Origin of the sequence: Atrimonas thermophila (assembly GCF_045864955.1) — a bacterium.
GTDB lineage: Bacteria > Atribacterota > Atribacteria > Atribacterales > Thermatribacteraceae > Thermatribacter > Thermatribacter velox.
On record NZ_AP028803.1, the window covers coordinates 1,736,645 to 1,757,987 of the forward strand.

Consider the following 21,343-nt stretch of genomic DNA (forward strand, 5'->3'; position numbering starts at 1 on the left):
ATTACTCTACAGTAACACTTTTGGCCAGATTCCTTGGCTGGTCAATATCGCAACCCTTTTCAAGGGCCACATAGTAAGCAAAAAGCTGCATGGGAACAATGGCCAGAAAAGGTAACAGGCATTCCGTAACCCGAGGGATATAAATCACCTCGTCGGCTTGCTCGGCTACTTCCTGGTCCCCAGAACAACACAAAGCGATGATTTTCCCCTGGCGCGCTTTGATCTCTTCCATGTTACCAATTATCTTAGAGCGAACTACATCCTGCCCCACCAGAACAAAAGTGGCCAGATCAGGTTCCACCAGAGCAATGGGGCCATGCTTCATCTCTCCGGCACTCAAGCCCTCAGCATGGATATAGGAAATCTCTTTAAGCTTGAGAGCCCCTTCAAGCGCCAAGGGGAAAAGGACTCCCCTTCCCAGGTAAAGGAAATTTCTGAAAAGGTAAAACTTCCTGGCCAACCTGTGGATATCTTCTTCTCGCTCAAGAATATCTCGAATCAGGCGCGGCAAGGTTACCAGTTCTTCAAGTAACCTGCGTGTTTCTTCCTTACCCAAACAACCCCTGTGTTGTCCCAGATAAATGGCAAAAAGTAAAAGCACTGCCATCTGACATAAAAAGGCTTTGGTCGAAGCCACGCTTATTTCCACGCCCGCCCGCGTGTAAAGCACCCAATCTGAAATGCGGGTCAAACTACTTCCCAAAACATTGCACACCGAAACCACTCGACAGCCCTTTTCCCGAGCCAGCGAAACTGCTGCCAGAGTATCTGCAGTCTCTCCAGACTGGGAAATGCTCAACACCAGAGTTTTCGAGTCAACCAGGGGATCGCGATAGCGGAATTCAGAAGCATAATCTACCTCAGTAGGTATGCGAGCAAACTTCTCAAGAAAAATCCTTCCCAGCATACCAGCATGGCAAGCAGTACCACAGGCAACAATGACCACACGTTCAAAATCGATGGGAAACTCCTGTAATTCTTCAAAGTACACCCGGCCTTCGAGCAAATTTACCCGGCCTGCAAGGGTATCCTCAAAAACCTGGGGTTGCTCGTGGATTTCCTTAAGCATGAAATGCTTGTATCCACCCTTTTCAGCGCTTACCGGGTCCCAAGGAATAGTAACTACCGATGAACCGGATTTTTTTCGACCCTCAAAATCGAATATTTCCCAACCACTTCTGGTAACTCTCACTATTTCTCCATCTTCAATAAAAACTACTCGATTGGTATTTTGCAAAAAGGCCGGCACATCAGAAGCCAGAAAGTTTTCTCCATTGCCAACTCCTAAAATCAGCGGACTGGACATTCGCACACCGTAAATTGCTCCCGGATCTTCCTTGAAAAGAATGCACAGTGCGAATGAGCCTTTCAGCTTTCCCACTGCTTTAACCAAGCGCTCCAGAGGAGTACCTTCTCCTTCCAAAAGATGAACAATGACTTCGCTATCAGTTTCCGACCGGAAAACATGCCCATCCTCACTCAAGGAAAGTCGTAAGGAACGATAATTTTCTATAATGCCATTGTGAACCAGCGCAACACCACCAGCACAGTCAAGATGTGGATGAGCATTCTCACGAGAGGGAACACCATGAGTTGCCCAGCGGGTGTGACCTATACCGCAAAAAGAGGGGAAGTTAAGGTCAGCAAGATCCAACTCAAAATCCCTGATCCTACCCTTGTTTTTAACTACGCAGATTTCTTCTTCTCCAAGGAGAGCAATGCCCACCGAATCGTAACCCCGGTATTCAAGCCTTTTAAGGCCTGAAAGAATAAGCGGTAAGGCGGGGCGCTCACCAACATAACCTATAATGCCACACAAAACCTATGCCTCCTTGCTCCTTTCTTCTCGTCTTTTCAAAAGTTTCATTTTAAAAAAGTCTTCCCTATCCTGTTCTTCCAGTATATCACGTATAAGTTTAATCTTCTCCACATGGTCAGGGATGACTACATTTTCCAAAGCATTCACCCTTTTCTGAGTTTTTTTGATTTCCACAGCCAGGCGGTACACAGCGTTTTCAACCACCGCCAAACGAATGATTAAAAAAACTACTTTACGAAAGGCAAGGTAGGCTTTATCCAGTGCTGCGCTGGTGCGATACACACCATAAGCAGGACGGCTCTCTTCCCTTCTATCCCAGCTTATCTCCGGAATTTCTACTCCCATAATGCTTTTCAAACGAACATCGAGGTCTTGAATTTCAGATACCGCAAAGCCAATCTCCTCTACCCGCTCGATACCAATATCCAGATTCGCCCGCTGCAGAGCAAGGTAAGCAGCCTGAAAAACCCGATCCATCTCTTCCTGAAGGGTTTTTGCTTCGTCAAGGTAACGCATCATTTCTCTTACCAGCACATTCCTTTTGCGATCCAGTAAAGAATGCCCCTCCCTGGCCAGTTCCAAAGAGCGCTGCAGTTCTATAAGATTACCCCTGGTAGGAGAAACGTTGCTGAAAATTGGCATCGCTTTCAACCCTTCCAGTACTTTTCAATATACTTTTCTTTTACCTGATGCAGTTCCCCGCGAGGTAGCAAAGAAAGCATCTTCCATCCCAGGTCCAGAGTTTCTTCTATGCTTCGCTCTTCCTCAAAACCCTGTTTGACAAATTCTTCCTCAAAACGCTTGGCAAAATCAAGATACTTACGGTCCACTTCGGTAAGCTCCTCTGTCCCAATGATGGTAGCCAGAGAACGCACGCTTTGTGCATAGCTATAGCTTGCAAAAAGCTGAGCAGCAAGCTCGGGATGGTCCTCACGGGTATATCCTTCACCCACCCCATCCTTCATCAAGCGGGAAAGAGAAGGCAAAACAGCAATGGGAGGATAAATGCCCTGCCGATGCAGGTCTCTGCTTAAAACTATCTGACCCTCGGTAATGTAGCCGGTAAGGTCAGGTATGGGATGAGTGATATCATCATTGGGCATAGCAAGAACCGGAAGCTGGGTAAGAGAACCTCGTCGACCCTGGATGATACCTGCCCGTTCGTAAATACTGGCCAGGTCGCTGTACATGTAACCCGGATACCCTTTTCTTCCAGGAACTTCTCCGCGGAAGTTGGATATTTCCCGCAGAGCTTCACAGTAATTGGTCATATCCACCAGGATGGCCAGAACGTGCATCTCCTCATCAAAAGCCAGGTATTCAGCAATGGTCAGGGCAACCCGGGGAGTGGCAATACGCTCTACAGTTGGGTCATCAGCAAGATTGAGAACCATAACAGCATTTTTAATAGCGCCAGTTTCTTCAAGGCCTCTCCGTACAAACTCTGCCTCGTCATGACGCAGTCCTATTGCAGCAAACACCACCACAAATTCCTCATCTTCACCTCGCACCTTAGCCTGGCGAGCGATCTGTACAGCAAGCCGGACATGAGGGAGTCCACTCCCGCTGAAAATAGGCAGCTTCTGGCCCCGAATTAAGGTCATCATACCATCAATAGCTGAAATACCAGTTTGAATAAAGCTACGAGGATAAACTCTGGACACAGGATTAATTGGCAATCCCCCTATATCGCGCCTCAAGGAAGCCATCACCTTACCCTGGCCATCGCGAGGTCTGCCCAGACCATCCAGCACTCTACCAACCAGGTTTCGGGAAAGAGGAACCCTCAAGGGCTCACCCAGAAAACGCACCCGCGTTTCTTCGCGAATCAGCCCCTTGGTGCCCTCAAAAACCTGGACTATAGCCTTGTCTTCCTCAAGGAGCACCACCTGACCCGCTCTGCGTTCTCCTCGGTAAACAATTTCCACCAGGTCTTCATAACCAACACCGCTTACCCCCTGGACCACTACCAGAGGACCAACGATGCGAGAAAGGCCTACATACTCTTTAACTGGCACTTTTAGCACCTTCTTTGTATTTGGCTCGCAAACTATCAAAAAATTTCTCTATTTCCTCTCTCAGTAGATCAAACCGTTCGAGTTGGTCGTTGGGAATTTCCTCTTTCATTCTCAAAAGCTTGAGATATACATCTGAGCGTTTAATCTCGCTGATTGCCATTCCCGAAGCAATCAATTCCCTGGCCCTCTCATAAAAAAGTAGAATAAGCTCCATCATTTTGAATTGCTTCTCAAGAGTGCAGAAAGAATCAACATTGCTAAAAGAATTCTGCTGTAAGAATCCTATCTTAATCAATCTTCCTGTTTCCACTATTAACTTATGCTCATCGGGAAGGACGTCCTCACCCACCAGCTTAATTACCTGCTGCAAGCGGTCATCTTCTCCAAGCAATGCCATGGCCCGCTCCCGCATGCCATCCCAGTCTTCGCCAATATGTTCTCTGAACCATCCTTTTAAATCCTCACCGAAATCGCTGTAACTGGTCAACCAGTTCATGGCTGGATAATGCCGAGAATAAGCGAGGTTCCTATCCAAAGCCCAGAAACAGCGCACAAACTCTTTGGTATGACGAGTAACCGGCTCAGAAAAATCTCCACCTGGGGGAGAAACGGCTCCAATGATGGTAACCGAACCTTCTTCGCCAGAAAGAGTTTTAACCCGACCAGCTCGTTCGTAAAATTCAGAAAGCCGACTGGAAAGATAAGCCGGATACCCTTCTTCCGCTGGCATTTCTTCCATTCTCCCTGAAAGTTCTCGCAAAGCTTCGGCCCAGCGTGAAGTAGAATCAGCCATCAAGGCAACATTATACCCCATATCTCTGAAGTATTCGGCTATGGTTATGCCTGTATAGATGGAAGCCTCGCGAGCTGAAACAGGCATATTGGAGGTGTTGGCAATGAGAATGGTACGCTCCATAAGTGGTCGACCAGTACGCGGGTCTACCAGACGAGGAAATTCTTCCAAAACATCCGACATCTCGTTGCCCCGCTCCCCACAACCTATATAAACCACCACATCTGCGTCCGACCACTTGGCCAGCTGATGCTGGGTAACCGTCTTTCCAGTTCCAAAACCACCCGGGATGGCCGCCGCACCACCTTTGGCCAGCGGGAAAAAGAAATCGATCACTCTCTGCCCGGTAATCAAAGGGATAGTTGGCAGTAATCTTTCTCTAACAGGACGGGGAATCCGTATGGGCCATTCCTGATACAGGGTCAAGTGATGGACATTTCCTTTCTGGTCTGAAATCAGGAGCAAAACATCGTTAACCTTATAGTCACCACTGGGCTTGGCTTCGACAACTTTACCCGATACATGGGGCGGAACCAGCAAGCGGTGTTCAAAAAGAGGAGTCTCCTGAACCAGAGCAAAAATTTCGCCGGGTCGGACAGTATCTCCAACTTCTTTTTTCATTTCCACCCGCCATCTCTTGTTCTCATCCAAAGGAAATATCTCAACCCCTCGAACCACAAAATCACCGTGGAGCAAAGCTATCCGATCTAGGGGACGTTCTATACCATCAAAAATCTTACCAATGAGACCCGGACCAAGATAAGCGGAAATAAGCTTTCCCGTGCCTTGCACTGGTTCTCCAACTTGTAAACCAGTGGTGCTCTCGTAAACCTGGACCGTGAAACTTTCTTCTCCTATATCTACTACCTCTCCAATAAGCCCTTCCTTTCCTACCTTAACCATCTCATTCATCATAAAGCCCTGTGACCCAGTTGCTCGCACCACCGGACCATTAATGAGGTAAATGCGTCCTTCTCCCATTAACTCCACCTCACTTCCTGCCGCAACAACTCCTGAAGGCGCTGCTCTTGTTCGGTAATCCTGGTAGTCAGGGTATTTTCCACCCGCTCCTTTCCATCCACACTCTCCAGCATTACCCCAAAATCAAAGTCGGGCTCTTCTTCAACCCTCTCAATGAAATTCGAAAACTCATGCATCTTAAGCTCGTTAGCCCAGGGTAAACACAGAGCATTACAGCGCAGTATCACTTTCTGTCTTCCCATAACCTTAAGGGCTTCTTCAAACCAACGAAAGAAATAAAGCCGTTTCTCCTGCTCACCCAGCTCTTCAAAAGCTTTCTTTACATCCTCGATAAAAGCAAAAAACAACTTTTGTAAAAAGGCATCCTTTTCACGACGTTCTTGCATTAAAATAATTGCATTCTGAGCATTGACCCACTTCTGGGTTTTAAGGCGCAGCTCGCGCAGGAACTCTTCTTTTTCCCAGGCAAGCTGTTCTTCAAGCTTTTTTTCCTCTTCTTGAATTTCTTCCTGAGCCTTAATAAGCGCATCTTCCAGCATATCTTCGGCTTCTTTAATGATCGCTTTACGCATCAACTCTATCTTATCGACTATCCTCATTTCACTTTCACTCCAATAGCACTTTCAACATAGTTAAGGATGAAATCCTTGTTGCGACGGGTTCCATGACGGTCTGGAATGATGGTCAAAAGGGGCAAGTCTCTGGAAAGTTTGAGACGCTGCACCTGGTCAGGTACAACCTCAGCAATTTTTTCGGTCATTAAGATGACGCCAACCGTGGGGTCCTTTTCAACTTCCTCAAGCACGGGAAGAATCTCCTCACGGGTGTGTACCACAACCCCTTTAATCCCAGCCAGACGCAAACCTATCTGGGTATCAATGTTGTCGCTGATTAAGAAAAAACGCACTCTATCACCTTCTCCTACATTCTTCCCAAAATCAAAACGGAGATGATCATTCCGTAAATGGCTATCCCTTCAGCAAGACCCACGTAGGTAAGGGTGCGTCCAAAAAGCTCTGGCTTTTCGCTGATAGCCCCAATCGCCGAAGAACCGGTTATCGCCACGGCGATACCTGCTCCAATTGCAGCAAGACCAGTGGCCAGACCAGCTCCAAGCAAACCAAGACCAGAAGATACAGGTTGCGTAGCCACTGGAGCATTTCCAGTTTGGGCCAGCGCATTGGGTAGAGCGAATCCAAAAGCAGCCAGTAAACACACGCCCAGAAAGAGGAGACTGCCCCAAAAAAGTCTCAAAAAAGCCTTTCTGGAAAGACGCCACTTACCTTTCGCGGCCATCACCCCAATTAAAACTAAAAGTCCCAGAAAAACTCCGTAAGCAAAAATCATCGCTGTTGCCATTTCACTTACCTCCTTTCAGTAGATATTTCCCTAAAAGTTACAGGCTGAAAAGGCCTACCTCGTCCAGCAAAAAACCTGGAAAAGAGTTCGTAAAACTCCAAACGTAAAGCCTGAATAAAAACTACCAGACCCTCAAGGCCCAGGATAAGGAGATTGCCAAAGACAATCACCAAAACCCTGGAAACCCCAGAAAAAGCTCCTCCTCCCTGCACCATCTGGGCAATGCTCAAAAAAGCCAGAAAAATTCCTGCGTGGTTAATGGCAAAAGCAGCAAGTCGGATGAAAGAAAGGGTGTTGCTTAAAAAGCGAATAATCTCGTCAAAAAGCACAAACGTGGATTCAACCGCTTTCTCCTTCCTCGTCGAAGGCGAAGCTTCAAAAACCTCGTGCAAATAGATAACCACAAGCAAGACCACCAGGAGGCTTAACCACAGGTTAGCCGGATGAGGTAACTCTCCATAACGAAAATACGAAAAAACCAACCAGACTCCTAACCAGTAAAAAGCAAAAGCCGCCAGCCCGGAACTTCCCAACAAAAACTTCTTCCAATGTCCTGCACGAATTAAGTTAAACATGCCCAGGCCCATCCCCAGAGCAAGCAAAATAACGCCTATCGCTACCGATATACCCATGAGGTACGAAATTTCCTCCATCGGACGCACCCACAAAGCAGGTAACAAACTTTCAAAACCCAGGAAACTACCATACAAAAATCCGAAAAGGACCGAAGAAAGCCCAGCCCAGCCAAACACCCAACCCAAATCCGAGCGTTTTTTTAGATAATAAACAAAACCCACCAGTGCCAAAATGGCACCATGACCTACATCACCAAACATAAAGCCAAACATGAAGAGAAAAGTCAGGGTAACCACTGGCGTAGGATCGACTTCCCAGTAAGAAGGTAAACCATACATTTTAACCAGGCTCTCAAAGGGGCGGAAAAAGGAATGATTAGAAAGCCTCACTGGCACCTTTTCCTCCAGCACTTCCCGAGCATCTGGCTGTTCTTCAATTACCAGCGTTTCTTCTTCCCGCTCAAAGAGACGCTGAATTTTTTTCTTCTCCCTCTCGGGCACCCAACCCGACAGGGCAAAGAGGCTCTCGCTGAAACCAACCCGCTCCTGCAATCGGTAAACAGAACGCAATACGTAAAGATGGTCCAGAAGCTGATAGATAAAAGTGCGGTTTTTGTAAAAAATCTCTCGCAGTTCGATGCTCTTACGCTCGATTTCCAGACACAGCTTTTTGATTTCATCAGAGACTCTGAAATAAACTTCTTCAACGGAACCCTTTAACATGGCACGAGGTAGGGTGTGCTCTTCAAAACCGATGGATTGAAGGATACTTTCCGCTTCTTTTTGCATTCTGGGAAGCGTAAAAACCATAATCCACTGTGACTCTCGCTCCCTCTCTATGTCTACCACCAGAATGGGGACATCGTTAACGCTCTCGATTAGCCGATCAAAATACATACTCAATATGCGCCCAAACTTTATCGAGAAGCCCTCAAGGCTTATCAGGTCTTCAAAATCGACGTCCAGGTAACGAAGGGTCCTGAGGTGCCTGCGCATATGCTCAAAGCGCTCCACCAGTCTTTTCAATTCCGAAATCTCGCTGAGTTTCTGGTCCATTTTTCTCTCCAGTAACCGCGCCTTTTTTAAGGAGAAATTCAACCGAGAAGCAATTTCTGGGCTGAAAACAGGCCGGGGTGAAGGTTCTTTCCCAGAGAGTTTGTGAAGCTTGCACAGCAAAGAAAAAGCCTCTTCAAAAGAAGCTCCACCATCTTCTTTGAAAAAAGGTTTGGTTTCGGGAGGCAAAGCATTCTCCAGAGGGAGAGGCTCAAAACACTCCGACGCAACGATCTCTTTTAATAACCGTTCCATGCCTTCCTGCTTCCGCTTAACTCCCACAATGATTAAGCGGCACATCCTGTCAACGGCCACTCAGGCTCACCACCTTGAGGGGTCTTATAAAATAGCGCTCTGCCAGGCGCACATCCAGCGCATATCGTATATCTTCGATGACCGTAATCAAGTCACGAGTTTCAAAGGTTTTAAGCGTAACAAAGGCAATCAACACTTCCAAAGGGGCAAGATGTTTGCGAAGCAAAAGGCGCGCCAGCCGGTAAAGGTAAGAAAGGATGCTTCGTTCGAATATCTCATCCAGTACTTCACTGCTCTCCTGCCAGTTATAAAAAACACTTCGGTAGGGTGAAGCGAGAAGCATATTCATAAATTCTTCCAGGCTCTGGCTTCTGACCAGTCTCATTAAACGTTGAGAATCAAAATACCTATAAAGAGGTATGGTAAGTCCGTAGACTTTCTCAGGAAGCATCCCAAAAACAAAGCGCATCCTGTATATGAGTTCCAGATTCAGTAAGTCTGCTTGAACGCCAAAAAAGCGTAAAACAGCTTCGCGGTCCCGGGACGAGAAGTTTTTCACCTTTCTGGGCAAACCAGCCAGGTACCAGTAGTCCAGGGCATTTTCGATAACATCCATGGCTCGGGATTCACTGAATCGCTCTTTTGCAGCTTGAAATAAATCATAAAAAGCGGTACCTTCCAGCCCATGAGTAAGCTCGTCAAGGTTTTTGCTTCTCAAAAAAGCCCGAAAATCAACTTTGCTCCAGGGAGAAAGGTCAAAAAGTTTTTTCTCTATATCCTCAGGACTCGCCTGCGCACCTAACACCACGTACTTGGTAACCAGCTTGAGATTCTCAATTTCAAAACCAGTGAGGAAGAAGTCAATAATGACTCTTTCTTTGAAACTGGCAAACTCGCGCAGACTAAAAAGCTCGTAAATGGTGGACTGATTGACCAGGATTTCCAGGTCACGACGGTGAATCTCATCGGGCTGAATATCTTGAAGAACCTGCTGGTAGGCAGGTGTATTCTGAAGATAACGAGCAATTTCGGGAACAGAGTGGAGGCTCAAAAGGTTCTGAAAGTCCTGGTCAGAAAGCATCCTTCCAACTTTTGCTAAAGTCTTGCCCAATAAACCAAAGTTCTCAAAAATGAACACACTCATTCCCCCAAAAGTAAACGCAAAGCTTTTTCAACCAGCAGGGTTTTGCTCGTTTGATAACGCTCCTCCATAAGCTGTTTAAATTCTTTCACCCGTTCCTCGCTTTTTTTGCGAAGTTCTTCAACTGTTGCTTTGGCTTCCTGGGTCATTCTCTTTTCTTCCCTGCGCAGATATTCCTGCTGTCCCTTTTTCTTCATTTCAGCAACTTCCCGAGCTTTATCAAAAAGTTGCTTTCTTTTCTCTTCAATACTCTCAATAATTCTCCTGCGCTCTTTCTCAATAGCAATCAATCTTTCCAGAATTTCTTTTTTATCCACCAGGTTAACCCCCTTGGTAAATCAAACTTGTATGATACTACTTCTGGTATCACTTTTCAATATTTGTGGTTACAATTTTAAGAAGTTGTACGAGAAGAACACTAATCAAAGCTGCAAAAAGGCAACCGAAACACTATTGCCTTTCCAAGCAAGTTGGTCAATGCCTCTCAAAATCGCTTGAAGGCTTGACAGAAGATATCTCAAAAAAATCAAATGTCACAAGACATAAAAAGGGCACTACATCCTCATTTACCAACATTTTCCACAGCAATAATAATCTCACTACGAAACTCCTTGGCCCTCTGTGCAATACGATCCAGATAATCCTCACCAAGGGAGCGGCGTATCTTCTCCAACTCTGCTTTGAAGCGTTGGAGACTCGCGGCGGAAACATTCCCGTTCATCTCTACCGCGGTTAACCTCCGTAGCGTGTATTTAGGTAACGTCTGAAATTCCCGGAGGTCCTGCAACAAGGTTTGAATGAACCGCACGTATTCCTGTAAATCTGCCGCATGCTTTTCCAGCGCGCTGCGTAGGTTGTTTTCCGCCTTGACCCAAAGGGATTGTTCGCTTTGGGGCATGGGAGTATGCTCTCGGTGTTGCTTGACAGCTTCATAAGCTGGCCAGAAGCGCGGGCTGAGCGGCAGTCGTGGTGTGTTTGGTCCGCATTCAATGCACGGCAGGGCCTCTTCCAGAGTCAGAGCGCGCACATTGTGTTTTTCTGCCGCAGTGTTGGGAACGGTATGGATGAAGAGCTGTAATCCCTTACGGCGGAAAACCAGGAGTTCATTTTTGGCATAAGGTTTTGCGGTCTTAACCCGCGCAGGGAAATCGCCCAGACGAGTCGCTAAATCAGGATGATCTTGCTGAATAACAAAGAATTTCTGGCGAACTGTGGTCAGTAGGCTCTCCTCTTCTTCCTCTTCGGGATTGCGGTTGATGCGCCTAAAGAGTTCTGCTGGCGAGGGAGTTTCATCCGGGGCAAAAATTTTGGTGTCTTCACCCAGGGTGTTGTGGATGAGAAACATCTTCTGGGCAGCAATTTCTCGGCTCTTGATCACGTCCGCACCTTGCTCGGTGGGGAAGAAGTTGTAGATGTGTAGTTCAGCAAACACCTTGCGCCCGATGCGATTGATGCGCCCGAGGCGTTGGATGACCCGCGTGGGATTCCAGGGGATGTCGTAGTTGATAACTGCTCCAGCTCGGTTCAGGTTGACACCTTCGGAAAGCTTGTCGGTTGCCAGTAAGATGTCATAGTCATCGTGTTGTTTGTCCTCCGGATAACTGGCATCGAAGTTGACAAGCAGATTCTCATAAAAGGCCTTGTTGAGGTTCCCGGCGGCCACCAACACGCGCCCGGGAAAGGCGTTCTCCAAAACGGATGCAATATGCCGCACCGTGTCCAGGTATTCGCTAAAGATGACCACTTTGCGTTTGGGCTCACCAGGAACAGGTATTTCATCAAGAATGTCTCGAACGGCGTGCACCAAACGAGCGGCTTTCGGGTCATTGGTGACCAAATCGAGTTCCTGCACCCTGGCATCAATCTCTTGGAGTAGCTCCAGGTCGGACTGGATATCTTGCAAAAAGCCTTCCGGATCGTCAAAATCGTCAACAACATAAATGCGGTCATGGCGTGGATCCAGTTTTTCCTTCTTTGCCAAACGCTGAACAAAAGCTTCCAGTGCTACATCGATTTCTTCCGGATCTTCCTCGTAGATTTTCTCCAGCAGGTGGCGATCCAGAATATAGCGTCCACCGCTGTTTTCAATGAAAGCCAGCACCTGTTTATGCACACGAATAAAGTTCTGGATGCTTTGAGCAAAAGCGCCAAAGGAACTTTCGAAACGCTTGACCAGCAAGCGGCGCATGAATTCGTACAAGTTGCGCTGCTGTTGATAGGTGAACTCTTCTTCCAGCTTTTCCCCTTTGTTCCGCTTTTCGTAAGCAAAAGGCTGGTAAATCGCCCCCCGAAACCGTCCATCTTCGCCAAAATACTCGTTGATGACCCAATCGTAAAACTCCGACTGTTCAGGGGTGAGTTCGTAGAAGAGTTCTTTAGGGTCGGCCACCTCAGAAAGGGCAGTAACTTCTCCCCGATAGACCGGATCACGCTTCAAATCCAGGCGGTTGCGGCGGATGACCACCGGCTCGATCACGGCGCGGATTTCATCAGCCAGGGCGCGGGCCCGACGCTGCACTCGTACTTTATCAATGGGCGGAGATGTTTCAAAGAGATCAGTGTAATATTTTTCGGCACGTACCTGTTTCTCGCCTCCCGCTTCAGCGTAGCGCAAGACGTAGGAGAGTTTGCGGAATTCGCTGTTATAACGGGCAAAGCGAGCAGTAAGTCTCTCATCCAGCGTGAGAGTAGATTTGCCCGGCGGAATGAAAAGCTTGAGCAAGGCAAAGATGTCCAACGGTGCGTTATTAAAGGGGGTAGCAGTCAACAGGATGACTTTGCGATTGGAACAAATCTGGCTTAGGCGCTCGTAGGCTTCAGTATCTTCGTTGCGGAAGCGGTGGGCCTCATCCACAATAATGGTCGTGACATCATCGCCGTAGTTGGCCAGGTATTCCTGCACTTTGTCCAGCAAACCCAGGGAATAGACATCCCAATCATGTAGGCCAAAATCGCTCAGGTATTTGTACCATCCACTGTCTCGCGTTTTAGGATCTCCCACCAACGCCGGCGGACAGATAACCAACCCACGGCCGTTTATCTCCCGTGCCAGCCAACTGGCGATAACCGATTTCCCCAGTCCCACTACGTCGGCTAAAATGACACCGCCGTATTCTTCCAACACATTAAGCGCCTGCTGTACCGCCTCTTCCTGGTAGCGGTAGACCTTGTAACCACGCTCCTCCATCAATCGCTTCACCTGAGGGCGCAAGGCTCTTTGTGCCATTAGATCCAGATAGGTTTTGAGCACCAGAGCATAGGCTTCAAAGGGCGTGATTTCCGCCACTTGAGTCTGGCGACGGATGATACGGATAATCTGTTCTCTACGTTCAGGCAGTTCGCTCAGGGGGATGGCGTATGCCCAGAGTTCATCAAAATAGGCTTCGGCATCTTCCCAACCATAATCGCCGATTTCCACATTGAATTCGTGCTGGCCGAGCAACCCGGCGCGGGTCAGGTTGCTGGATCCGGTGATGAAGCGGCCCGGCGCGTTGACCAGAGTTTGACCGGCATCGTCCAGTTTGAAAAGGTAGAGTTTGGCGTGGTTGGGGTTGAAGGTCTTGCGAATTTGTAGTCGCCCCTCTTCTAACATATGCAAGAAAAAGGTCACCTGTTCGTAAAATTCTTGGGTATCCAAAGCCTCGTCTTGCAGGGCAGTGTGTAGGGAGGTATAGAAGCGACTCACCAGTTCTTGCTGGGTGGCTCTGTTCGCGTTTGGTTCGGCCACTTCCAGCACCTGCCCCTGACGCAGGTCGGTGTCCAGGCCGACCAGAATTTTGATGGTCAGGTCATCCCGCTCCTTGAGCGCGTCGTAGAGTTCGCGCCACCCAGAGAAGTAGAAGAACCCCACCAGGAATTTGAGTTCCTGGCTGTGCTTGACGAGTGTTCGGATACGGTCTTTCAAGCTGCGTTCTTTGGCGTTGGTGATGAAATTGTGGGGCATATCAGACACTCCTCGCCTTGTTGATGCGCTCCCAGACCAGCTGGCAGACGGCGCGGTAGACCTCTTTGCGCTCTTTTTCGGTCAGGCCCAGAGCATCGAAGACGATATCATCGAGCGCCTTGCGGTCGGGCAGCGGGTTGGGCTCCTGCTCGGCAATGGGCACCTCGGATTCGGGGTCAATGCCGCATTCGGTGAAGATGCTTTTCAAATCTCTCTTCCCAAGATTATAGAGCTGTTCGGTTATTCTATTCTGTTCATCGGCATTTAGTATTGAGGAAGACAGTATTTGCTGTTTCTTCACTTCATAAACCATCAAACTTCTGGGTCCACCTCCACCACCGTATTGTCGTGCTGATATTTCATCCAGCAATATTGCGATTGTGGCATTTAATAAACCTTGTGTAATCTCGTCAAGAATAGACAAATACAATCGGCAATCTGCATACAATAGATCAATTGACCGGAAAACAGCTATTCTTTCACGAAGTTCTTTGCCCCAAAAAGAATTTCCAACTTCCTTAGGAACCATCCACCAGTGGACCCGCGATCGAACAGTTGATCTTTTATGATACCCTTGCCTCTCCCCCCACTCGATATATTCCAGCGCCCTGGTACCTTTCAGTTCTTTCTTACTCTTATGGCACATGAAAATGCGGTAGCGCAAATCCTCTGGTCGGATGACGATGGTGCGGCACTCACGCGGACTTTTGATGACCGGCTTCAAAAACTCCTCCTCAATCTCTCCTTCCCAGCCGGCGCCGTTGCGCACACGCACAAGACCCGGTCGCGAGCCAGGACCAAGGGGCTCCAGGTAGAAAAAGTCATTGGCGCCGGTTTTGATGCCAAAGCGCACTTCGGCAATGTCGCCCAGGCGCACCAGTTTGCCCTTGCCCTTCTCCAGGATGGTGAAGAAGATATCCGGCGCGCGCAGGTACTTGCCGCCCCACTTGTCGCCCACATATTTACTGTCGTCGCTACCTTCAGCCAGAAGCTCCCCCACGGTGATGGGGAAGACGCGGAAAGCGTCAGTCTTGAGAACCCCGGTGGCATCTTCTATGGCCAGCAGGTTCTCGCTGAGCACCGCATCCTCGAAAGGCTGTTTAAAAGCCACAAAGCGCACCACATGGTTTTCCGGTACGCGGCGACGCGGGGCGGAAGCCACGGTGATGACCGTGTTCACATCGGCGCGGGCAAAGGAGCGCTTAGCATGGTTGTCAATGACCAGGTGCAGGGGCGCATTGCGCAAGAAGAACTCCTGCAGCCAGGCACCGTAGCCCACATCCAGCCAGGAGTTGGAGCAGATGAAGACATGCACACCCTGGGGGTTGAGCAGACGTAGAGCGCGGATGTAGAAGTAAGTGTAGAGGTCCGAGTGGCCGTCAGGCTTGCGCCCTTTTCTGAACTGGTCGGTTTGGGCGCGGGATTTGGCGAAATAGTCGGGGAAATCCAACAGCACCATCTCCAGCAAAGCGTCCTTGTAGTCGCGCACGGAAAGCCGGTCGTTGGGATCGCTAATCTCCTCCTGGCGCACATAGGGTGGGTTGCCGATGATGATGTCGAAGCCACCGCGGTCGAAGAAGATTTCGGCGAATTCGATGCTCCAGATGAAGGGACGTTCTTCCTTCAGACTGCGTTTTTGGGCTTCCAGTTCGGCGATCCAGTTTTCGATCTTAGCACGCTGGGCGGCTACTGCGCTGGCGAAATCCAGTTCTTGCTGCTCCGGTTGAGGCAAGAGGGATATCTGTTTCGGCTTGGGGGCCAGCAGCCTGCGCAAGAGGGACTTTTGCTCTTCAATCTCTGCATCCAGAATGGCGCGAAAAACATCCAGTTCCTCCTTTTCAATCAAGCGCTCATCCAAGCTCCGGTTATAGAAGAAGTCACGCTTCTTTTTCTTCAGTTCCACGATTTTGCGCCTGACCTGGGTTGGTAGGTTGACGTGCCCTTGCACGGGAAAGGTCTTGCCGCCAATGCGCTGGACCAATGAGTCACCGGCCCGCACCTTGAAAGTTAGGTTGGGCAGCAAGGGCGTGAAGGATGTCTTGAAGTTATCCGGCATGTCTACGAACAAGGTCAGCCATAGGCGCAGATGGTTGATCCACACTGCCCAGCGCTTGACCTCCACGCCATAGAGGGAGCGCTCGATGATGGCCTTTTTACGCTCAAAGGGCGCGGGCGCTTTGGCCTTCAGGTCGTCCGGCGTGTTGTTGCGGCCGTAGAGATTTTCCAGCGTTTGGTCCAGCACCTGGAGCATCCCTACCAGGAAGGCGCCGGAACCAGCGGCAGGGTCGCAGACGGTGACGCTTTCCAGTTTTTCAATCAGGGCGCGGATTTCAGAAGGGGAGAAGTCGCCTTGCTTCTGGTACTCGTCGTAGACTTCGCCAGTACCAGCCTCGCGAAAGAAGAGATGGTAAAGGTCCTCTTTCTCAATGTTGGTGGTTTGTTCCAGCCATTTGACCAGAGCCAGGCGGCACATCAAGTCCACTTCCACACGCGGGGTGTAGACTGCACCCTGTTCCATGTTGGTCAAGCGCTCAAAGATGATGCCCAGGAACTCGGGATTAAGTTCCAGTTCCTCGTCGTAGAGCTCGTTCTCTTCTACCGTGAAATTGTACTGGAAGAGAAAGCCAAAGAAATCGCCGATGAGGTCATCGGGAATCCACAAGCCCTGGTCATCGATACCTGTTTTGCGCTTGAAAAGTTCACCGTTGAGATAAGGCGCCATCTGTAAGGCAATCTGAGTTTTTTTGGAAAAAGGCGCCTGGCCATAGGCTACCTTGTGGCCCGGTGGGGAGTTGAGAGCTTCGAAAAAAAGTGGTTCCAGCCATTCTTTGTAGAATGTGTTGGCTGGTTGACCGCCGTTCCGGTATTCCTGCCAGAAATCCTGCAAGAAATGCGGGTTGCCCCCCAGCCAGCCTTTCTTTTGGACAAAACCCAGGAAAATCGTCCGAATGACGAAAAGCAAAGCAAAATCCTGTTTGAGTTTTACATCTGTAGTTCCCTGAACAGTCTCTGCAATCGCATCGTATTTGGGTTTGAACTCCTGATAGAAGGCATCAGAAACTGCCTCCAGAGAAAAGGCTTCTAAGATCTTCTCCAGACTGGAGAAATCTGCACGGCTGAGCTGATTAACAAAGGTCTTGTTGGGCAGACCAGGATCCACAAAAAAGGTATAACGGCGGAAGGTGCTGAACCGGCGGCGAGTGCCGGTATAGGCGACAGTGATTAGCGAAAGGCGGAAGCGGCCGGTGTCGTCGTAAAAGGCGAAAATGCCAGCGTTACAGTTGCTTACTTTGAGAATACGCTTGCCCAGTTCGTACTGAATCCTCTTGCTGGAGCGGGAGGTCAGTTCCCGTTGTATGTGGACCACACCGACAAGCACGGTTTGGGCCCCGGGTAGCTCGATGAGGCCAAGTTGCTGGATGTTATCAAACGGCCAATCCTCTTTGACTAAACCGCTGAAAGGCTCATTTCTCGGACGGAAAGTAGGAGCAATCCGCCGCATAAGGACAGTCAGATTTTCCGGTGAAAAATTTCTTACTAAAGTTTTGATGATATCACGACTGTCCATTTACTTTTGCTCCCTTAGCACTACACTTTAGCCTTGCCATCCTGCACTTCAACCATTACAACTTATGCCGCCAAATCTTGTAGGCAGCAACGTAGGCCTGGTCAGTGCACTCCATACCCTGCCTCAAGACCCCGTAGAAACGTTGGTTTACCTTCTTAAACAAACTTTTAGAACGTAGACTTCAGCATTTTCAACAATCAAGCATTACCTGTCACTTGCAGCGTTTTTCACTTACTGAAGTTACTCTCCTATCCGCAATCAGGCTACTTACCACAGATAAAGCACATTTCAGTATAATTATACCCCACTAAATAAAAATGTCTGATAGAGACTCTACAGAGGGCTTTCAAAAAAGCAGATTGGTGGGTTGAAAATCCCTAAAATAAACTGGTGGAGGCGGCGGGAATCGAACCCGCGTCCGAGACCTACAGGCCAGAAAAGCCTACGAGCGTAGCCTCAGTTTTAAATTTCGCTTGAGGGCCTCCCTGAGGCCGGATGCTCCTCAAGCTATCCCCTTCGTTTCTCGTCCCGGGAAGTCGGGGAATTTTCCCGGAACCAGCCCGCTCTTTGACGCCATCTGAGCTTAGCAGGCGGTCAGCCCAGAGGCGTGCTGCTTTTCAATTAAGCAGCAAGTGCCAGTTCGTTGTTGGCGTTTATTGTTGTTCCACCTTTTTTACGAGCCCCGGTGGAGACCTCGGCTCGCCTTTTCTAACCCGTCAAGGCCCCGTCGAAACCAAGTCGCCCCCTCATTGATTAGCGAAACTTTTCCAGGCGCCGAAGCTTGCGCTCTTCTTCCCGCTCCTGAATTTCTCGGCGTCGATCGTAGACCTTTTTGGGCTTAACCAGAGCTATTTCCACTTTCGCCCGGTTGCGGTCATTAAAGTATATCCGCAAGGGCACAATTGTCAAGCCCCGTTGTTCACTCCAGGAACCCCAGCGCACAATTTCCTTTTTGTGCATAAGGAGCTTGCGCGGTCTTTTAGGATCGTGATTGAAAATATTGCCAAAATGATAGGGAGCAATGTGCAAATTGTAAATCCACATCTCCCCATTTTTCACTTTGCAAAAACTCTCGTTGAGACTCACCGCACGGTTGCGCAGAGCTTTTACCTCTGTACCCTGCAACTCTATGCCTGCCTCAGTGGTATCGATAATCTCGTAGAGATGTCGTGCCTTCTTGTTTTCAGCTACCAGTTTCACTCCAAATATAACCTGCCTTCAGTAAAAAAATTCCCAGCATGGACTCCTTCACAAGGGAACCCATTTAAAAATTTAGACTACCTGTATATTATATAGCATAGAGAGAGGTGACAGGCGTTGAAAGAAAAAGAAATACCAGACCTTGATGAAGTGAGAAAATGGATTGAAGAATATGGCAAAAGAGTGGTTAACATAAAAGACCAGAAAGGCAAAGAAATGGAAATCATAAAACTACGGGATAGAATAGAAGAGGCTCTTTCTTTCTACCGGGAGCGAGGAGCTTTCATAGCGCCCGAAGAAACCCGTTTGGGCAATCTGGATGCTGAATTGCGCAAAATAGCTCCTTTATTCGTGAAAATGGTGGGTGCAAAAACCCTGGAACAGGAAAGAGTCAAACGCAACCCACCGAAAGAGCGCTTTTACTGGTGGATAGACCAGATTGTCCGCGAAGAGAAGCGCAAAAGAACCAAAAAAACGCTCACCAGCGTTACGGTAGCACTTGCGGTATTGCTTGTGCTCTACTTTCTGGTATTCCGCCTGCCACCAGCCGAAAAACAATATCTCGACGCGCTGTATGAAGCCGAACAGTTTATTGGTGCCGGAAAGTTTGAGGAAGCATTAGCAAAGTGTGAGGAAGCGCTATCCATTTTTCAAGATCGACCTACCCCTTACATAATGGCGGGATGCATCTTAGAAAAGCTTGGCGAGGCAGAAAAAGCGCAGTCTTATTTCCAGCAGGCACAGAAACTTTACGACACTGAAGCGGAATTCAAACTGGAAAAAGCCACCTGGTACTTTAGAGTTGGTATGTCAGAAGCAAGCAAAAGAACGCTGGGAGAAATACTGAAAGAGGACCCCGAAAATGTTTATGCCTTAAACCTCCTGGGAGCTATCTACGAAGAGGAAAACAACATTGTTGAAGCGCTCAAAGCCTACCAGAAAGTCCTGGAACTTGCTGAAGAAAAGGGTCTTGACACACTCATCCCGGTAACCAAGACCAAAATTGCCATGCTTCAGCTCAAGTTACCCCTCAGTGTTCCCTGAGCGTTTTCCTCAAGCGATACCGAGCGAGTGGCCAGAAGGTCAACACCTTCACCGAGAAGGTTGGAAACCACCACTTCTCCCATTTGAACTGGAGCCTGGGCTTCGACACTCTTTAAAAATTCCATAAGAGCAGGAATTTTCTCTTTTGGAAAAGGACGGGAAGTTTTGACTGGTAAGCGGCGAAGCTTGCTGTTTTTAAGTTTAACCGTGGTGGTAACTACTCGGCGAGGGCAGGAAATCTCAGCAATTGCATATTCTTTTCCCCTGGGACAGCCACCCTTCACCTCCCAGGAGTCGCCCTGCCCTCTGACCACTTCCAGGGCACAACCCTGGGGACAAACTATGCAAATCATCTTATGATAATCCCTGGATTTCTTCTCCAGTGATTTCAACTGTTATCTCTCCCCCTTCTTCAGGCCAGGGAATTTGCTTTGACTCTAAACGCAGCATCTCACTGGGTCGGCACACAGGCACTGGAAAGGTGTAGAAAATTTTTCCTTTAAAGGAAAATAGCAAGCGAGCCCTGTTCAGCGCCCTATAAGCACGAATAAAAAGCATGCCCTGCTGGGGATTACAAAGATAATGAGGCAAAACAATTTGAATCCCTTCACCAGGCAGCAAGCGAAAACGGGGAGTGCGCTCTTCGCTTTCTTTCCAGTGTTTCCCCGCAATTTCACCCACCAGAGTTACGTAGTCAACCAGGTCAAAAACCGCCACCACGTTACCGCAAGCAAAAAACCCTTCTCGCAGGGTTGCAAAACGCTCATCAATATAAGGGCCACCACTTCGCTTACAAAGAGGTATGCCAGCCTGGCGGGAAAGCTCGTTTTCGGGAATCAGGCCTACCGAAAGAAGCACTGTATCACAGGGAATGGTCTTCTCGGTTCCTTTTATAAACTGTCCCTTTGAGTCAACCTCACACACCACTACCCCTTCCACCCGCTCCTCACCATAGATGTAAGATACGGCATGAGAAAGCAAAAGGGGGATGTCAAAATCCAGAAGACACTGCACATAATTTCTTACCAATCCACTCAAGGTGGGCCTGATTTCGACCACCGCTTCTACTTTCGCTCCCTCAAGAGTCAACCTTCTTGCCATAATCAACCCTATGTCGCCAGAGCCTACAATTACAAATCGCTTTCCCGGGAGATATCCTTCCACATTGACAAGATACTGGGCAAGGCCTGCGGTAAAAACTCCTGCAGGGCGACTTCCGGGGATGTTAATCATGCCCCGGGTTCTCTCTCGACAACCCATACTCAGAAAAACTGAACGAGGCCTAAACTCAAAAATTCCACCTCGCTGAACTGCGGTGACTTTTCGATCTGGAGAAAGGCGTAAAACTGGAGTTTCCAGCAATACTTCCACACCTGTTCGCTTTAAAGCTTGAGCAAAGCGTTCCGCATACTCAGGACCGGTAAGTTCCTCACCAAACTTATGCAGGCCAAAACCGGAATGGATGCACTGATTGAGAATACCTCCCAACTCTTCTCCTCGCTCCAGAAGAAAAACCCTTTTGGCTCCATTTTCCCAGGCAGAAAGAGCTGCTGCCATGCCGGCCGGGCCTCCACCAATAATCACTGCATCGGCA

General features: G+C 48.7%; 16 protein-coding genes and 1 other RNA gene. 1 reads left to right on the forward strand and 16 read right to left on the reverse strand.

Translation table 11 applies throughout. The annotated features are described in order from the left end of the window. Nucleotide 1 precedes the first annotated feature (1 nt). The 14 genes from glmS to smpB all read right to left on the reverse strand — a co-directional run bounded on the left by glmS (nucleotide 2) and on the right by smpB (nucleotide 18,705). The gene (gene glmS, locus ACKTT1_RS09080) at nucleotides 2–1,819 is read right to left on the reverse strand and encodes a glutamine--fructose-6-phosphate transaminase (isomerizing) (RefSeq protein ID WP_412709330.1); all 1,818 of its coding nucleotides are present in this window, start codon (nucleotides 1,817–1,819) and stop codon (nucleotides 2–4) included. A 3-nt stretch (nucleotides 1,820–1,822) separates the two neighbouring features. Beyond that, complete coding sequence (locus ACKTT1_RS09085) at nucleotides 1,823–2,461, reverse strand: V-type ATP synthase subunit D (protein WP_412709331.1); 639 nt, start codon at nucleotides 2,459–2,461, stop codon at nucleotides 1,823–1,825. 5 nt (nucleotides 2,462–2,466) lie between these two features. After that, nucleotides 2,467–3,837, reverse strand: a complete 1,371-nt coding sequence (locus ACKTT1_RS09090) for a V-type ATP synthase subunit B (RefSeq protein ID WP_412709332.1) — start codon at nucleotides 3,835–3,837, stop codon at nucleotides 2,467–2,469. After that, entirely contained in the window at nucleotides 3,827–5,611 is a 1,785-nt protein-coding gene (locus tag ACKTT1_RS09095) for a V-type ATP synthase subunit A (protein WP_412709333.1), read from the reverse strand. The genes ACKTT1_RS09090 and ACKTT1_RS09095 overlap by 11 nt, the downstream gene beginning before the upstream one ends. Next, entirely contained in the window at nucleotides 5,611–6,210 is a 600-nt protein-coding gene (locus ACKTT1_RS09100; protein ID WP_412709334.1) for a hypothetical protein, read from the reverse strand. The genes ACKTT1_RS09095 and ACKTT1_RS09100 overlap by 1 nt, the downstream gene beginning before the upstream one ends. After that, complete coding sequence (locus tag ACKTT1_RS09105) at nucleotides 6,207–6,518, reverse strand: V-type ATP synthase subunit F (RefSeq protein ID WP_369018682.1); 312 nt, start codon at nucleotides 6,516–6,518, stop codon at nucleotides 6,207–6,209. Before ACKTT1_RS09105 ends, ACKTT1_RS09100 begins: the two co-directional genes overlap by 4 nt. 14 nt (nucleotides 6,519–6,532) lie before the next feature. Further along, nucleotides 6,533–6,970 carry an ATP synthase subunit C gene (locus tag ACKTT1_RS09110; RefSeq protein WP_412709335.1) on the reverse strand — a complete coding sequence of 146 codons (438 nt, stop codon included), beginning with the start codon at nucleotides 6,968–6,970 and terminating at the stop codon, nucleotides 6,533–6,535. A 5-nt stretch (nucleotides 6,971–6,975) separates the two neighbouring features. Next, complete coding sequence (locus ACKTT1_RS09115) at nucleotides 6,976–8,913, reverse strand: V-type ATP synthase subunit I (RefSeq protein WP_412709336.1); 1,938 nt, start codon at nucleotides 8,911–8,913, stop codon at nucleotides 6,976–6,978. Next, entirely contained in the window at nucleotides 8,903–9,991 is a 1,089-nt protein-coding gene (locus ACKTT1_RS09120) for a V-type ATPase subunit (RefSeq protein WP_412709337.1), read from the reverse strand. The genes ACKTT1_RS09115 and ACKTT1_RS09120 overlap by 11 nt, the downstream gene beginning before the upstream one ends. Nucleotides 9,992–9,993: 2 nt before the next feature. Then, nucleotides 9,994–10,311 (reverse strand): hypothetical protein, encoded by a 318-nt coding sequence (locus ACKTT1_RS09125; RefSeq protein WP_412709338.1) that lies wholly within the window; start codon nucleotides 10,309–10,311, stop codon nucleotides 9,994–9,996. 245 nt (nucleotides 10,312–10,556) lie between these two features. Further along, on the reverse strand, nucleotides 10,557–13,937 hold the full coding sequence (locus ACKTT1_RS09130) for a helicase-related protein (RefSeq protein ID WP_412709339.1): 3,381 nt from the start codon (nucleotides 13,935–13,937) through the stop codon (nucleotides 10,557–10,559). A 1-nt stretch (nucleotide 13,938) separates the two neighbouring features. Then, nucleotides 13,939–17,505, reverse strand: a complete 3,567-nt coding sequence (locus ACKTT1_RS09135; RefSeq protein WP_412709340.1) for an Eco57I restriction-modification methylase domain-containing protein — start codon at nucleotides 17,503–17,505, stop codon at nucleotides 13,939–13,941. A 388-nt stretch (nucleotides 17,506–17,893) separates the two neighbouring features. Further along, nucleotides 17,894–18,251, reverse strand: a transfer-messenger RNA (tmRNA) gene (gene ssrA / locus ACKTT1_RS09140). 7 nt (nucleotides 18,252–18,258) lie between these two features. Next, nucleotides 18,259–18,705, reverse strand: coding sequence for an SsrA-binding protein SmpB (gene smpB, locus ACKTT1_RS09145; protein WP_412709341.1), 447 nt, complete (start codon nucleotides 18,703–18,705; stop codon nucleotides 18,259–18,261). 117 nt (nucleotides 18,706–18,822) lie between these two features. Between smpB and ACKTT1_RS09150 the strand changes: the two genes are divergently transcribed. Continuing rightward, entirely contained in the window at nucleotides 18,823–19,749 is a 927-nt protein-coding gene (locus ACKTT1_RS09150) for a tetratricopeptide repeat protein (RefSeq protein WP_412709342.1), read from the forward strand. Here the strand turns inward: ACKTT1_RS09150 and ACKTT1_RS09155 are convergent. After that, the gene (locus tag ACKTT1_RS09155; protein WP_412709343.1) at nucleotides 19,719–20,141 is read right to left on the reverse strand and encodes a DUF1667 domain-containing protein; all 423 of its coding nucleotides are present in this window, start codon (nucleotides 20,139–20,141) and stop codon (nucleotides 19,719–19,721) included. The genes ACKTT1_RS09150 and ACKTT1_RS09155 overlap by 31 nt on opposite strands. Continuing rightward, entirely contained in the window at nucleotides 20,104–21,333 is a 1,230-nt protein-coding gene (locus ACKTT1_RS09160; RefSeq protein ID WP_412709344.1) for an NAD(P)/FAD-dependent oxidoreductase, read from the reverse strand. The genes ACKTT1_RS09155 and ACKTT1_RS09160 overlap by 38 nt, the downstream gene beginning before the upstream one ends. Between the last annotated feature and the right edge of the window lie 10 nt (nucleotides 21,334–21,343).

What these genes read in the sequence shown, in the direction of transcription:
- ACKTT1_RS09085 (WP_412709331.1), bottom strand. Translation starts at nt 2,461, where the DNA reads ATGCCAATTTTCAGCAACGTTTCTCCTACCAGGGGTAATCTTATAGAA.
- ACKTT1_RS09095 (WP_412709333.1), bottom strand. Translation starts at nt 5,611, where the DNA reads ATGGGAGAAGGACGCATTTACCTCATTAATGGTCCGGTGGTGCGAGCA.
- ACKTT1_RS09100 (WP_412709334.1), bottom strand. Translation starts at nt 6,210, where the DNA reads ATGAGGATAGTCGATAAGATAGAGTTGATGCGTAAAGCGATCATTAAA.
- ACKTT1_RS09110 (WP_412709335.1), bottom strand. Translation starts at nt 6,970, where the DNA reads ATGGCAACAGCGATGATTTTTGCTTACGGAGTTTTTCTGGGACTTTTA.
- ACKTT1_RS09130 (WP_412709339.1), bottom strand. Translation starts at nt 13,937, where the DNA reads ATGCCCCACAATTTCATCACCAACGCCAAAGAACGCAGCTTGAAAGAC.
- ACKTT1_RS09135 (WP_412709340.1), bottom strand. Translation starts at nt 17,505, where the DNA reads ATGGACAGTCGTGATATCATCAAAACTTTAGTAAGAAATTTTTCACCG.